At 67.3% G+C, this 13,421-nt stretch carries 11 protein-coding genes; 7 read left to right on the top strand and 4 right to left on the bottom strand.

The features are described from left to right. Positions 1 to 3: 3 nt before the first annotated feature. Positions 4 to 2,052: a TonB-dependent receptor domain-containing protein gene (locus AC5P7R_RS08180; RefSeq protein ID WP_227854084.1), complete on the bottom strand. Its 2,049-nt coding sequence runs from the start codon at positions 2,050 to 2,052 to the stop codon at positions 4 to 6. A gap of 494 nt (positions 2,053 to 2,546) precedes the next feature. Here AC5P7R_RS08180 and mdoH point away from each other — a divergent pair, with 494 nt between their 5' ends. The 5 genes from mdoH to hemC all read left to right on the top strand — a co-directional run bounded on the left by mdoH (position 2,547) and on the right by hemC (position 8,251). Beyond that, positions 2,547 to 4,472, top strand: coding sequence for a glucans biosynthesis glucosyltransferase MdoH (gene mdoH, locus AC5P7R_RS08175; protein ID WP_019660748.1), 1,926 nt, complete (start codon positions 2,547 to 2,549; stop codon positions 4,470 to 4,472). A 50-nt stretch (positions 4,473 to 4,522) separates the two neighbouring features. Further along, entirely contained in the window at positions 4,523 to 5,182 is a 660-nt protein-coding gene (locus tag AC5P7R_RS08170; RefSeq protein ID WP_019660747.1) for an alpha/beta hydrolase, read from the top strand. Positions 5,183 to 5,185: 3 nt separating this feature from the next. Then, the gene (locus AC5P7R_RS08165; protein ID WP_021204095.1) at positions 5,186 to 6,229 is read left to right on the top strand and encodes a sensor histidine kinase; all 1,044 of its coding nucleotides are present in this window, start codon (positions 5,186 to 5,188) and stop codon (positions 6,227 to 6,229) included. Between the two features lie 10 nt (positions 6,230 to 6,239). Continuing rightward, positions 6,240 to 6,971: a LytR/AlgR family response regulator transcription factor gene (locus AC5P7R_RS08160; RefSeq protein ID WP_019660745.1), complete on the top strand. Its 732-nt coding sequence runs from the start codon at positions 6,240 to 6,242 to the stop codon at positions 6,969 to 6,971. A gap of 368 nt (positions 6,972 to 7,339) precedes the next feature. Continuing rightward, positions 7,340 to 8,251 (top strand): hydroxymethylbilane synthase, encoded by a 912-nt coding sequence (hemC, locus tag AC5P7R_RS08155; protein WP_111099183.1) that lies wholly within the window; start codon positions 7,340 to 7,342, stop codon positions 8,249 to 8,251. 127 nt (positions 8,252 to 8,378) lie between these two features. On the opposite strand, the gene AC5P7R_RS08150 is transcribed toward hemC, so the two are convergent. Next, entirely contained in the window at positions 8,379 to 9,155 is a 777-nt protein-coding gene (locus AC5P7R_RS08150) for a DUF481 domain-containing protein (protein WP_019660743.1), read from the bottom strand. 107 nt (positions 9,156 to 9,262) lie between these two features. Further along, positions 9,263 to 9,865, bottom strand: a complete 603-nt coding sequence (locus AC5P7R_RS08145) for a LolA-like protein (protein ID WP_021203868.1) — start codon at positions 9,863 to 9,865, stop codon at positions 9,263 to 9,265. Positions 9,866 to 9,945: 80 nt separating this feature from the next. On the opposite strand from AC5P7R_RS08145, the gene AC5P7R_RS08140 reads away from it, so the two are divergent. Together AC5P7R_RS08140 and AC5P7R_RS08135 are read left to right on the top strand one after the other, a co-directional pair. Further along, the gene (locus AC5P7R_RS08140; RefSeq protein WP_019660741.1) at positions 9,946 to 10,917 is read left to right on the top strand and encodes a helix-turn-helix transcriptional regulator; all 972 of its coding nucleotides are present in this window, start codon (positions 9,946 to 9,948) and stop codon (positions 10,915 to 10,917) included. 26 nt (positions 10,918 to 10,943) lie between these two features. After that, positions 10,944 to 11,738 carry a MetQ/NlpA family ABC transporter substrate-binding protein gene (locus AC5P7R_RS08135; protein WP_058978693.1) on the top strand — a complete coding sequence of 265 codons (795 nt, stop codon included), beginning with the start codon at positions 10,944 to 10,946 and terminating at the stop codon, positions 11,736 to 11,738. A 179-nt stretch (positions 11,739 to 11,917) separates the two neighbouring features. Here AC5P7R_RS08135 and glpK read toward each other — a convergent pair whose 3' ends face one another. After that, positions 11,918 to 13,417 (bottom strand): glycerol kinase GlpK, encoded by a 1,500-nt coding sequence (gene glpK / locus AC5P7R_RS08130; protein ID WP_134730008.1) that lies wholly within the window; start codon positions 13,415 to 13,417, stop codon positions 11,918 to 11,920. Between the last annotated feature and the right edge of the window lie 4 nt (positions 13,418 to 13,421).

The following is a 13,421-nucleotide window of genomic DNA, read 5'->3' as shown; positions in this document are numbered from 1 at the left end:
GGCTCAGAACCGTGCGGTCATGCTGAGGAAGTAGCTGCGCCCAGCGACGAAGTAGTCGGTGGAGCCTTCGGCATACAGCGTCTTGTCGGCCAGGTTGCTGATGCCACCGCGCAGGGCCAGCACCTCGTTGACGTTAAGCACTGCGGTCAGGTCATACAGCGTGTAGGCCTTGAGGAAGGTCGTCGCCGTGCCGGTCTGCCTGCCGGTGTACTGCGCCGACAGGCTGCTGGAAAACACCGTGTTGGGCGTCCAGTCCAGCGACGAATAGCCGGAGAATTCCGGCGTATCGATCAGGTTGCGGCCGGTAGTCAGGTTCCTGGCTTCCTTCATCCAGGTTGCCGAGGTGCGCCAGCGCCAGTGCTCGCCGAAGCGGAAATTGAGGTTGCCTTCCATGCCGCTGGTGCGTGCGCGCTGCACGTTGCTCATCCGTGTCCACCAGATGCCGTTGAACCTGCCCAGCGGTGCGTACTCGATCTTGTTCCTGAAGTCGGTGTGGAAGTAGGTCAGGCCGGCATCGACCAGGTCGTTGCCAAAGCTGATGCCGATCTCGCGGTTGGTGCTGGTTTCCGGGTCCAGGTCCGGGTTTCCGGCCATGTAGCAGCCGCCACGGGTATAGCCCAGCGGGATCAGCGAGGTGCAGCCACGGCCCCCGGACTGGGTGGCGGCGCTGGGCGAGTTCTCGGTCAGGCTGGGCGCGCGGAAGCCCTTGGAAACGCCACCGCGGATGGTCCATTGCTCGGCCGGATGCCAGACCAGGTAGGCGCGCGGGCTGACGTGGCCACCGAACTTCTCATGGTGGTCCAGGCGCGCGCCCAGGGTCAGTGCCAGGGTGCGGTGCAGCTTCAGTCCGTCTTCTACGAACAGGGCCCAGGTATCCACTTCCAGATCGGAACCGCTGACGGCATTGCCGGCATAGTCGATCGGCGCGCGGCCGATGGTATCGGTGTTGGTCAGTTCCTGGCGCTTCCACTGGCCGCCCACGGCAAACTGGTGTTCAACGCCGAGGGTGAACGGCGTGGTCAGGTTGCCCTCGATGATCGTATCTGTTGCTTCGGAACGGCCGGTAGCACCGATGTTGTTCCTGTACTCGGTCCAGTACGCACTGATCTTCGAATTGCCGAAGCTCCACTTGCCATCGTGGTTGAGCGCCAGCGAGCTGCGTTTGAGCTCACTGGCACCCCACGCGCTTTCATCCTGCTTTTCCAGCGACGCATCGATGAAGGCCTGCTGCACGCCATGGCCGGCTTCCAGCGACAGCGCCTGTGCGTCGCTCAGGTTCCACTGCAGCAGCGCGTCGACATTGCGGTCCTTCTCGCCCGCATAGGCATTGCCGTAGACACCGCCGTTGGAGCGGTCCGAATCGCGGCGCATGCTGTTGGCGCCGATGCGCAGGCCAAAGCGCTCGCCGAGCGGGCCGGAGAACGTTGCGCCGATCTGCTGGGTATCGCCGCGCTTGCCGTCAGCGGGGCGGGTGTAGCTGTGGGTGGCGCTGCCGCTCCAGTCATCACCGATGCGCTTGGTGATGATGTTGATCACCCCGCCCATGGCATCGGAGCCATACAGCGACGACATCGGCCCGCGCACCACTTCGATGCGTTCGATCTGCTCCGGCGAGATCCAGTTCAGATCCTGACGGCCGAGGTCGGGGCGGTAGTTGGTCGACGCCGAGCTGCCCATGCGCTTGCCGTCCACCAGCACCAGCGTGTAGTTCGACGGCATGCCGCGCAGCTTGATCTTGGACTGCTCGCCGACCGCGCTGAGGCCACCGGTCACGCCCGGCACACGGCTGAGCAGGGTGGCCAGGTCGTGCACCGGCTGACGTTCGATGTCCTCGCGGCTGATTACGCTGATGCTGGCCGGGGCATCCTTGATCCATTGCTGGTTGCCCGAGGCGGTAACCACCACGGTATCCAGATTCGTGGTGGAGGCATCGGCGCTGGCCTCTGCGGCAGCCATGCCGGGCAGGCCAAGCAGGCAGGCGGCGGCCAGGGCGCTGGCCAAGCGGGTGCGCGGCGGGCGCGCGGGACGGGAACGGGAACGGGACAGGGGCATGATGGCTTCCATCGGAGGAGGGAGACCCGATGGAGGCAGCAGGCGCACGCAGACAGCGGGCAGCTCCCTTCCATGGGTCATACGGCGCCGGGGCTGGAACCGGCGCAGCTGGGTGGGTTTTGACCGTGCGGACGACGGTAACCTGCCTGGTTAATGAAATGATAACCGTTCGCATTTGTTACGATCCAGCACAGGAGGCGACGAGGTGACATCCGATACCTGGCTGCCAGACTCGCCTGCTGTTTGCTGAATGGGGATAAATCCCGGCGTAGGCCTTCGCACCCGGCTTACATCCGGCGCCCTAGACTGGGCCGCATTTTCGATTCCGCCCTGTTGGAGATCGTGTGGGTTCCGGTAGTGACAGACAGCGACTGCGCGGCGTGAGGCCGACGCAGCCAGGACAAGTGCGGGCGCCGGGAAAGCGCGCCGGGAACCTTGATGCATGCAGCCCGGCCGGGATGGCCGGCCGTGCCGACCGCGCGGAGTAGGCGGCAATGGGGGTGCAGACCATCCATGCGGAAGCGGATACGCCCCGGCTTGATGCCGGCTGGGCGCTGCTGCCGGTGGAATCGCCGTTGCAGATGCCCGAGCAGACCCTGCGCGAGGGCCATCTGAAGGTTCGACGCCACCGCACCTCGCCGCGGCTGATCGGCCTGCGCCGGTTCTACATCTTCGGCGGCACGCTGGCGATGACCGCCATCGCTACCCGGATGATGTGGCGGGTGCTGTCGGCCAACGGCATCAGCGTGCTTGAAGCCTGCCTGCTGGTGCTGTTCGTCGGCCTGTTCGCCTGGATTGCGCTGTCGTTCGCCAGTGCCGTGGCCGGCTTCCTGACGGCGGTGTTCGACCGGGGTTACCGGCTGGGCATCGATCCGGACAAGCCGCTGCCTACGGTACACAGCCGCACCGCGCTGCTGATGCCAACCTACAACGAAGACCCGCGCCGCCTGCTGGCGGGCCTGCAGGCGATCTACGAGTCGGTGGCGGCCACCGGCCAGCTCGACCGCTTCGACTTCTTCGTGCTCAGCGACACCCGCCGCGAGGACATCGCCGGTGCCGAGGAACAGGTGTTTGCCGAACTGCGCGAGCGTGTACCTGATGGCCGGGTGCGGCTGTTCTACCGCCGCCGTGGCGACAACAGTGGGCGCAAGGCCGGCAACATCGCCGACTGGGTGCGCCGCTTCGGCGGCGCCTACCCGCAGATGCTGATCCTGGACGCCGACAGCCTGATGACCGGCGACAGCATCGTGCGCCTGGTGGCCGGCATGGAACACAACGCCGACGTCGGCCTGATCCAGACCCTGCCGTCGGTGATCGGTGGCCGTACCCTGTTCGCGCGCATGCAGCAGTTCGGTGGCCGCGTGTACGGGCCGGTGATTGCGCGTGGCGTGGCCTGGTGGCATGGCGCCGAGAGCAACTATTGGGGCCACAATGCCATCATCCGCACCCGCGCCTTCGCAGACCACGCCGGCCTGCCAGCGCTACCAGGACGCAAGCCGTTCGGCGGCCATGTGCTCAGCCATGACTTCGTCGAAGCGGCGCTGATGCGGCGTGGTGGCTGGGCCGCGCACATGGTGCCCTACCTGGGTGGCAGCTACGAGGAAGGCCCTCCGACACTGACTGACCTGCTGGTGCGCGACCGCCGCTGGTGCCAGGGCAACCTGCAACACGGCAAGGTGGTCGGCAGCCGTGGCCTGCACTGGATCAGCCGCACGCACATGCTGATCGGTATCGGCCATTACTTCACCGCGCCGATGTGGGCGATGCTGATGCTGATCGGCATCGCCATTCCATTGTTCCAGGAAGGCATTGATTTCAACGCCCTGCTGCACCTGTCGCCCAGCGTTTACTGGCGCGCACAGGACGAAGAACAGGTGGTTCGCCTGTTCGCTGCCACCATGGCCGTGCTGCTGCTGCCCAAGGTGCTGGGGTACCTGGCAATGCTTCTGGAGCCGGTCGACCGTCGTGGCTGTGGTGGCGCGATCCGCGCGTTCGTTTCGATGCTGGTGGAAACCGTACTGGCCGCGCTGATGGCGCCGGTGGTGATGTACGTGCAGTCGCGCGGCGTCGCCGAAGTGCTGTCCGGGCGCGATTCCGGCTGGGACGCGCAGCAGCGTGACGACGGTGGTATCTCGTGGCTGGCGCTGATCCGCGGCTATGGCGGCCTCGGCGTATTCGGTGCCTTCATGGGCGTGCTGGCCTGGGCCGTATCGCCGTCGCTGGCCGCGTGGATGGCGCCGGTGGTGATCGGCATGGTGCTGGCGGTCCCGGTGGTGGCGCTGACGTCATCGCGCGGGCCGGGTACCTTCCTGCATCGGCTTGGCCTGCTCGATATCCCCGAAGAGAACATCCCGCCGCCGGTGCTGGTACGCGCTGCACAGCTGCGCCGGGAAGCGGCCGAACAACCGCCGCTGTACTGATCGCCCTGCGGCAGCGGCATAATGCGGCTCGAACTTGAAGGAGCCACATCATGCTGCAAACGGTGGAACAGGAAACCGGCGCCTCGCCGCAGTGGTCGGTGATCTGGCTGCACGGCCTTGGCGCCGACGGTCACGACTTCGCGCCGATCGTGCCGGAGCTGGTGCGTCCGCACTGGCCAGCGCTGCGCTTCGTGTTCCCGCATGCGCCGGTGCGGCCGATCACGATCAACAACGGCGTGCCGATGCGCGGCTGGTACGACATCGTCGGCATGGATTTCCGCTCGCGCGCCGACATGGCCGGCGTGCAGGACTCGGTACTGCAGCTGGATGCGCTGATCGCGCGTGAGATCGAGCGCGGCATCGCTCCGGAGAAGATCTTCCTGGCCGGTTTCTCGCAGGGTGGGGCGATCATCCTGACCGCCGCACTGTCACGCACGGCGCCACTGGCCGGCCTGATTGCACTGTCCACCTACCTGCCCGAGGCCGAGAGCGCCAAGCGCGCTGACGGTGCGGTGCAGGTGCCGGTGTTCATGGCCCATGGCAGCAGCGACCCGGTGATTCCGCAGGCGGTGGCCGTACACAGCGCGCAGGCCCTGCAGGCGATGGGCCTGGAGGTGGAGTGGCATAGCTATCCGATGGCCCACCAGGTCTGCGCCGAAGAAATCCAGGCGCTGGGTGACTGGTTGCAGGAACGCCTGGGCGCTGCCTGAGCCATGTCACCGGCCAGCGCCCCGCCGTGGATGCCGGAACTGTGCCGCCTGCCGCGGCTGGCGGCGATGCTCGGCCTGGCCGAGCTGGTGGTGGTGGTACTGGCGCTGGCGCCCGACGGTAGCCGTCACTGGACCTTTGGCGAACTGCTGTCGGCCAGCGGCTTCGCGTTGTGGCTTGCGCTGGCGGTGACCGCCAGCCTGTGCCTGCTGCGGCAGGCGCTGTCGAGGCTGCCGCAGGTGCTGGGGGCTGTGGCGGCCATCGCACTGGCGACACTGATCGCGGTGATCTGCGCCGGCATCGTGCATGCGCTGTACGCGGTGCTGGGCGACAACTTCGCCCGCGGCATCAGCTTCTGGCGCTTCACGCTGGGCAGCGCGGCCACCACCGCGCTGATCACCGCGCTGGCCCTGCGCTATTTCTACGTGAGTGACCGCTGGGCCGCGCAGGTGCAGGCCAACGCACGCGCACAGGCCGATGCGCTGCAGGCGCGGATCCGCCCCCATTTCCTGTTCAACAGCATGAACCTGATCGCCAGCCTGCTGCATCGCGATCCGGCGGTGGCCGAGCGTGCGGTGCTGGACCTGTCCGATCTGTTCCGTGCTGCCCTAGGCGCGGGCGAGGGCGATTCCACCCTGCGTGACGAATGCGAGCTGGCCGAGCGCTACCTGTCGATTGAATCACTGCGCCTGGGCGAGCGTCTGCAGGTGCGCTGGCTGCGCGATGAGCCGCTGCCCTGGAATCTTCCCCTGCCTCGCCTGGTACTGCAGCCGCTGGTGGAGAACGCCGTGCTGCATGGCATCTCGCGGCTGCCCGAGGGCGGCACCATCGAGCTGCAGCTGGTGCGCGAGGGCAACGAGCTGCAGATCCGCGTGCGCAACCCGGCGCCCGACCCGCAGGCGCCCGGACTGGCCCTGGCGCGCGGTGCCGGCCATGCCCAGCACAGCATCGGCCATCGGCTGGCCTGGCGTTTCGGCAGCGCCGCGCGGATGACGGCTGGCTGGAGCGAGGGCTACTATGCCTGCCAGGTGACAGTGCCGATCCAGTGAGGGAGCGATCGTGAGGGTAGTCATCGCCGATGACGAACCGCTGGCGCGCGAGCGCCTGCGCAGCCTGTTGTCCGCGCAGGACGGCGTGGTCGTGGTGGCCGAGGCCGGTAACGGCGAGCAGGCCCTGCACGCGTGCGCGGAGCTGCAGCCGGACCTGGTCCTTCTGGATATCGCCATGCCCGGGCTGGATGGCCTGGAAGCGGCCCGTCATCTGGCCAGCTTCGAACCCCGGCCGGCGGTGGTGTTCTGCACCGCCTACGATGCGCATGCGCTGTCGGCGTTCGAGGCTGCGGCGATCGACTATCTGATGAAACCAGTGCGCGCCGAACGCCTGGCGGCGGCGATTGCACGCGCACGCACGTTCCTGGCCGGCCGTGATGGCCAGCCGCAGGACCATCGTGGGCAACAGGCACGGAGCATGCTGTGCGCACGCCTGCGCGGCAGCCTGCGGCTGATTCCGCTGGACGACATCCACTACCTGCAGGCCGAAGAGAAGTACGTGGTGGTGCACCACGCACGTGGAGAAGACTTGATCGAAGAGTCACTGAAGTCGCTGGAAGAGGAGTTCGCCAGCCGCTTCATCCGCATCCATCGCAACTGCCTGGTGGCACGCCATGAGCTGGTGGAGCTGCGTCGTGGCACGGGCGGCCAGGTGCAGGCGATGCTGCGCCATGGCAAGCAACCGCTGGAAGTCAGCCGCCGCTGCGTGGCGACGCTGAAGCAGGAACTGCGGCATCTGTGAGGTTTCCGCGCGGCCTGCGGCCGCGACTGCTGTGAAATCAACAGCAACAGCAACAGCAACGGCGGGTTGGTCGGCTCGTTGGTGCTACGTACTGGGTCGGGCCGAGGTGGGGTGGCGGGACACGCTGCAAGTACATCCCTGTAAGCTCGATGGCGCCTTGCTCGTGTGCGCTGTCCTGCGCACACGGCAAGACCGGGGTTGGGCGTCCTGCCCAACCCGCCCGAGGCATGCCTCGCGCCCATGGCGCCAACGGTCCCGCCACCCCACCCCGACCGGCCAAGCGCGGCTGTTGCTTTCACGACCCCTCCGCCAGCCACGAGGGGCTCCGCCGTTGGCCGTATCCGCGCCGAAGGCGCGATAATGACCGGATGGAAACCGTCCGCATCGCCACCCGCAAGAGCCCGCTCGCCCTCTGGCAGAGCGAACACGTCGCTGACCGCCTGCGCCAGGCCCATCCCGGCCTGCATGTGGAACTGGTGCCGATGAGCACCCGCGGTGACGAGGTGCTCGACCGCTCGCTGGCCGCGATCGGTGGCAAGGGCCTGTTCCTGAAGGAACTGGAGCTGGCCATGCTGCGCGGTGAGGCCGACTGCGCCGTGCATTCTTTGAAGGACGTGCCGATGGAACTGGACGAGCCGTTCGCGCTGCCGGCAATCCTGCCCCGACACGATCCGGCCGATGGCTTCGTCTCCAACCTGTACGCCTCGCTGGACGCGCTGCCGATCGGCGCGCGGGTCGGTACCTCGTCGCTGCGCCGCCAGGCCCAGCTGCGCGCGCTGCGCCCGGACCTGGAGCTGCTCGACCTGCGCGGTAACGTCAACACCCGCCTGGCCAAGCTCGACAACGGCGGCTACGACGCCATCGTGCTGGCCGTGGCCGGCCTGGAGCGCCTGGGCCTGGGTGAGCGCATCGTCGCGCGCCTGCAACCGCCGCAGTGGTTGCCGGCCCCGGCGCAGGGCGCGGTGGCGGTGGAGTGCGATGGCGGCAATGCGCACCTGAGGGCGCTGTTCGGCCAGCTTGATGACGCGGCTACCCGTGCCTGCGTGGAAGCCGAGCGGGCAATGAACCGTGCGCTGCATGGCAGCTGCCATGTGCCGGTGGCGGCCATCGCGCAGTGGCAGGGCGACGACCTGCACCTGCAGGGGCTGGTTGGCAGCGCCAGCGATGGCCGTGCGGTGCGTGCCGAGGCGGTGGGCCCGGCCAATGCCCCGGAAGCGCTGGGCCAGCGCGTGGCGAACATGCTGCTGGACGATGGCGCCGGCGAACTGCTGAACGCCTGAGCCCCGATGTCTGTAGAGCCGAGCCATGCTCGGCTGCTCTTCGCCGGGAAAATCCCGGGCTTCGCGCTCAAGTCGAGCATGGCTCGACTCTACAAAAACGAAACGGGCGCCCCGGCGCCCGTTCTGCTTATTTGAACTTGTAGACCACGTTCATCGTGGTCAGCGTATCGGTCTTGCGCTTGTCGACAGCGACGTCGCTGTTGTAACGCGCCTGCCAGCCGGCCTTCAGCGCCAAGTGCTCGTTCATGCTCACCGACACGCCGAAGTCGTTCTGGCCGAAGGTGTTGTACGAACCGGATTCGACCAGCAGCGTGTTGACCAGGTCGGTGTTGTCGGTCAGCGAGTACTTCATGTCGAACAGGCCGCGGCCGATCATGCCGGTGCGGGTGCGGTCGTCCTCGGTGCTGTGGGTGCGGCGCACACCGGGACCGATCTGCGCGTCGAACGAGAAGCGCTCGGTGTTCCACAGGCGGGTGCCGTAACCCAGGCCGAACGAGCTCTGGCGGTCGTAGGTGGCGAAGTCGTCGCGCTCGGTACGCACCGTGGCCGTCAGCTGGCGGTGCTCGCCCAGCTGCAGCGCGCTGCCGGCACTGCCGGTGTAGCGATTGGCCGTGGTGTTGTTGCGGCGGGTGGTGGTGCCGTCATCGCGGGTCTCGGTCACCTTGGAGCTGGAGCGCAGGCCGGCCAGGTCCATGCTGTGAACCCAGTCGCCGTCGGTGTAGCGAAGGCGCAGGCGGCCGTTGAAGCTCTCGGTGCTGCTGTTGCCGCGTGCCGAAGCGAAGCCGAGCTCGCCGCCACTGCCGCTCCACGGCGAGGACATCGCCGCCAGTTCGGAGGCATCCTGTGCGTACGCGAGCGGCGCGCACAGCAGCAGGGGGATCAGCAGGGACACGCGCAGGAACATCGGGACTACTCCGAAGCGGTTGACAGCCGGTGATGATACTGGAAGCGTGATGGCGGTCCGAATCGATCCAAACGCCCGCTTCAGCAGACGTTGCCGCGACCGCCCATTCAGGGCAGATCGACGCGCAACGCCGGGTCGTTGAAGCGCGAATAGCGCAGCCGCAACTGGAAACTGCGGCCATTGCTGCTGCCGCTGCGCACGATCTGGCGTGGCAGGCCCTGGGCATCCACCCAGTACTCCAGGCGTTCACCGGGCTGGCTGCCGCGCAGCCGGTAGTGACGGGTCTCGACCCCGTCCAGCGCCTGGCTGCCGAGGTCCTCGGCCTGCAGGTCGGCGGGCAGGGCGTCGGCCGGCAGCGGGTTGCGCCACTGCTCGAGCAGGCCGGGCGGGGCCGGCACCTGGCGGATCGCACCGTCGGCCTGCAGGAACAGGGTGTCGCCGATGATGGTCTGCGGACCGGCCGGCGTCTCCACCCGGAAGCGGTCGGGGGCGACGAAGTCCATGGCGCTGCGTACCCGCTGCGGCGCGCCCAGCACCTCCAGTTCGGCGTGGAAGCTGCGCAGGGCCGCAAAGCGTTGGCTGGCGCCCAGTACGACCTGGGCCGGATCGGCCGCGGGCACGGGGGCTTCGGTACTGGCCGGCGCCGGTGCGCGATCGCAGGCAGCCAGCAGCAGGCAGGCCAGCAGGGACAGGGCAGGCAACCGGCGCATCGGGCATTCCATGGGGTGGGGGCGACCACGATAGCCCAAACGTCCCACACAAGACCCGCGACTCGGACATAATCGGGGGCATGGACCGATACGAACGCATCACCGCCCTGCATCGTCTGCTCAAGTCCGCGCGCTATCCGGTGACGGTGGCGACCCTGCAGGACAAGCTCGGTTGTTCCCGTGCCACCGTCTACCGCGACCTGGCCTTCCTGCGCGATGCGCTGATGGCACCGATCGAGGGCGACGGCGAAGCAGGCTTCCGTTACCAGGCCGACGAGAGCGACCGCTTCGAACTGCCTGGCCTATGGCTCAGCTCGGAGGAGCTGCATGCCCTGCTGGCTTCGCAACACCTGCTGGCGCGCACCGGCGGTGGCGTGCTGTCTTCGGTGCTGGCGCCGCTGCAGCAGCGCATCGAGAGCCTGCTGGCGGCCCAGGCGGGCGTGTCCAGCTGGCCGGTGGACCGCGTGCGGGTGATTCCGCACCGTGGCCGCAAGTTTGACGAAGGCAGCTTCCGCAGCGTTGCCTCGGCCGTGCTGGAGCGTCGCCAGCTGGCATTCGAGTACCGCGCCCGTTCCACCGACGAGCCGACCAAGCGTACCGTCTCGCCGCAGCGCCTGACCCACTATCGCGACAACTGGTACCTGGATGCCTGGGACCATGACCGCGAGGCGCTGCGCAGTTTCGCCGTGGACCGCATCCACAAGGCACGGGTGATCGACAGCACCGCCCGCGATGTCGCCGACAGCGAGCTGGACGAGCAGCTCGGCGCCAGCTATGGCATTTTTTCTGGTGCGCCGAAGGGCTGGGCGACCATCCTGTTCAGCGCCAAGGCCGCGCGCTGGGTGGCCGACGAGCACTGGCATTCCAAGCAGCAGGGCCGCTTCCTGGCCGATGGCCGCTACGAACTGAAGGTGCCGTACAGCGTCTCGCGCGAGCTGCTGATGGACGTGCTGCACTATGGTTCGGATGCCGAGATCATCGAGCCGGTGATGCTGCGCGAGCAGGCCAAGGCGCTGCTCGAGCTGGCCCTGAGCAACTACGAAAAATCCTGACACTCCCCCCGAGAACCCTTGCGCCCATGAAGAAGACCCTGTTGCTGCCCCTGCTCGCCGCTGCGCTGGCCCTGACCGCCTGCGGCACGTCCGGCGAGCCCTCGCAGAAGCTGGTGGTGGCCGCCACGGCCGTGCCGCATGCCGAGATCCTTGAAGTGGTCAAGCCGATCCTCAAGCAGGAAGGCGTGGACCTGGACGTGCGCGTGTTCAACGACTACGTGCAGCCCAACGACCAGCTGGTGCAGAAGCAGGTGGACGCCAACTACTTCCAGACCGAGCCGTACCTGGATGCCTACAACCGCGATCGCAAGACCGATCTGGTGAAGGTGATCGGCGTGCACATCGAACCGTTCGGCGCCTATTCGCGCAAGGTCAAGTCGCTGGCCGAGCTGCGCGAAGGCGCAGATGTGGTGATCCCGAACGACCCGAGCAACAACAGCCGCGCGCTGATCCTGCTGCACAAGGCCGGCGTGATCGAGCTGAAGGATCCGGCCAACGCGCTGTCGACCCTGCGTGACATCACCGCCAACCCGAAGAACCTGAAGTTCCGCGAACTCGACTCGGCGATGCTGCCGCGCGTGCTGGACCAGGTGGACCTGGCACTGATCAACACCAACTACGCGCTGGATGCCGGCCTCAACCCGACCAAGGACGCTCTGGCGATCGAGAGCAAGGATTCGCCTTACGTGAACTTCCTGGTCGCGCGCCCGGACAACAAGGACGACGCCCGTGTGCAGAAACTGGCCAAGGCCCTGACCAGTCCGCAGGTGAAGGCCTTCATCGAGACCAAGTACAAGGGCGCGGTGCTGCCGGCGTTCTGATTGCGGCTGATCTGTTGATTTGAACGGTGGGTGTCGACCTTCGTCGACACTGCCTTCCCTGTAGAGCCGAGCCCACGCTCGGCTCTGCTGTTTCCGGCATTTCACCGGCGGCGGGCGAGCATGGCTCGGCTCTACCGTGTCACTCCACGTGTGCCGCAGCAGGGCAGGGCATTGCAGTTTCAATCGACGTGGAAGGCGAGGGTGGCGGCCACCGCCTGCTGCCATCCGGCATACAGTTTCTCGCGCTGGGCCACGTCCATCTGTGGCTCGAAGCGCCGGTCCAGGCCCCACTGCGCGGTGATCTGTTCGCGGCTGGACCAGAACCCGACGGCCAGGCCGGCCAGATAGGCCGCACCGAGCGCGGTGGTTTCGGTCAACCGCGGCCGCAGCAGTGGCACACCGAGGATGTCTGCCTGGAAGCTGGCCAGGAAGTCGTTGCCGATCGCACCGCCATCGGCGCGCAGTTCGGTCAGCGCGATACCGGCATCGGACTGCATTGCATCGAGCACGTCGCGGGTCTGGTAGGCCATCGCTTCCAGCGCGGCGCGCACGAAATGCGCCTTGCGGGTACCGCGGGTCAGGCCGAACATCGCGCCGCGCACATCGCTGCGCCAATAGGGCGCGCCGAGGCCGACAAACGCCGGCACCAGGTAGGCGCCGCCACTGTCGGGTACCTGTGCGGCCAGCGCTTGGCTGTCGCTGGCGCGTTCGATCATGCGCAGTCCGTCGCGCAGCCACTGCACCACCGAGCCGGCGATGAAGATCGACCCCTCCAGCGCATACTCCACGCGCCCGTCCAGGCCCCAGGCGATGGTGGTCAGCAGGCCGTTGCGCGAGCGTACCGCCTGCGTGCCGGTGTGCATCAGCATGAAGCAGCCGGTGCCGTAGGTGTTCTTGACCATGCCCGGCTGGAAGCAGGCCTGGCCGAACAGCGCCGCCTGCTGGTCACCGGCGATGCCGGCGATCGGGATCGGGTGGTCGAAGAAGAACTGCGGCCGGGTGTGTGCGTACACCGCACTGGAGTCGCGCACCTGCGGCAGCATCGCGCGCGGGATGTCCAGCAGCGCCAGCAGGTCTTCATCCCAGTCCAGCGTGTGGATGTTGAACAGCAGGGTGCGCGCGGCATTGCTGTAATCGGTCACGTGCGCCTGGCCACCGCTGAGGTTCCACACCAGCCAGCTGTCGATGGTGCCGAACAGGAGCTCGCCACGCTCGGCGCGCTGCTGCGCACCTTCCACGTGGTCGAGGATCCAGCGCACCTTGGTCGCGGAGAAATAGGCGTCGATCAGCAGGCCGGTCCGCTCGCGGACCAGCGCTTCATGCCCGTCGGACTTCAGCCGCTCGCAGATGGCGTGGCTCTGCCGCGATTGCCAGACGATCGCGTTATGGATGGGCTGGCCGCTGGCGCGGTCCCAGACCACGGTGGTTTCGCGCTGGTTGGTGATGCCCAGCGCAGCGATATGGCGCGGATCGATCTGTTCGCGGCTGAGCAGTTCGGTCAGCGTGGCGTAGACGCTGGTAAGGATCTCGCGCGGGTCATGCTCGACCCAGCCGGGCTGGGGGAAGATCTGTGCGAATTCGCGCTGTGCACTGCCGACGATGTCGCCGGCACGGTCGAACAGGATCGCGCGCGAACTGGTGGTGCCCTGGTCGATGGCCAGCACGTAGCGGGGCGTCATGCAG

The sequence above is a fragment of the Stenotrophomonas sp. YJH_SMC_27 genome, from assembly GCF_059369815.1.
Note: the sequence above shows the minus strand (reverse complement) of the source record. Positions and strands in the feature narration are given on the sequence as shown.

Coding starts and splice junctions, on each gene's coding strand:
- AC5P7R_RS08140 (WP_019660741.1), top strand. CDS start 9,946: ATGGACCGATACGAACGCATCACCGCCCTGCATCGTCTGCTCAAGTCC.
- AC5P7R_RS08170 (WP_019660747.1), top strand. CDS start 4,523: ATGCTGCAAACGGTGGAACAGGAAACCGGCGCCTCGCCGCAGTGGTCG.
- AC5P7R_RS08145 (WP_021203868.1), bottom strand. CDS start 9,865: ATGCGCCGGTTGCCTGCCCTGTCCCTGCTGGCCTGCCTGCTGCTGGCT.
- AC5P7R_RS08135 (WP_058978693.1), top strand. CDS start 10,944: ATGAAGAAGACCCTGTTGCTGCCCCTGCTCGCCGCTGCGCTGGCCCTG.
- AC5P7R_RS08165 (WP_021204095.1), top strand. CDS start 5,186: ATGTCACCGGCCAGCGCCCCGCCGTGGATGCCGGAACTGTGCCGCCTG.
- AC5P7R_RS08150 (WP_019660743.1), bottom strand. CDS start 9,155: ATGTTCCTGCGCGTGTCCCTGCTGATCCCCCTGCTGCTGTGCGCGCCG.
- hemC (WP_111099183.1), top strand. CDS start 7,340: ATGGAAACCGTCCGCATCGCCACCCGCAAGAGCCCGCTCGCCCTCTGG.
- AC5P7R_RS08180 (WP_227854084.1), bottom strand. CDS start 2,052: ATGCCCCTGTCCCGTTCCCGTTCCCGTCCCGCGCGCCCGCCGCGCACC.
- mdoH (WP_019660748.1), top strand. CDS start 2,547: ATGGGGGTGCAGACCATCCATGCGGAAGCGGATACGCCCCGGCTTGAT.
- glpK (WP_134730008.1), bottom strand. CDS start 13,417: ATGACGCCCCGCTACGTGCTGGCCATCGACCAGGGCACCACCAGTTCG.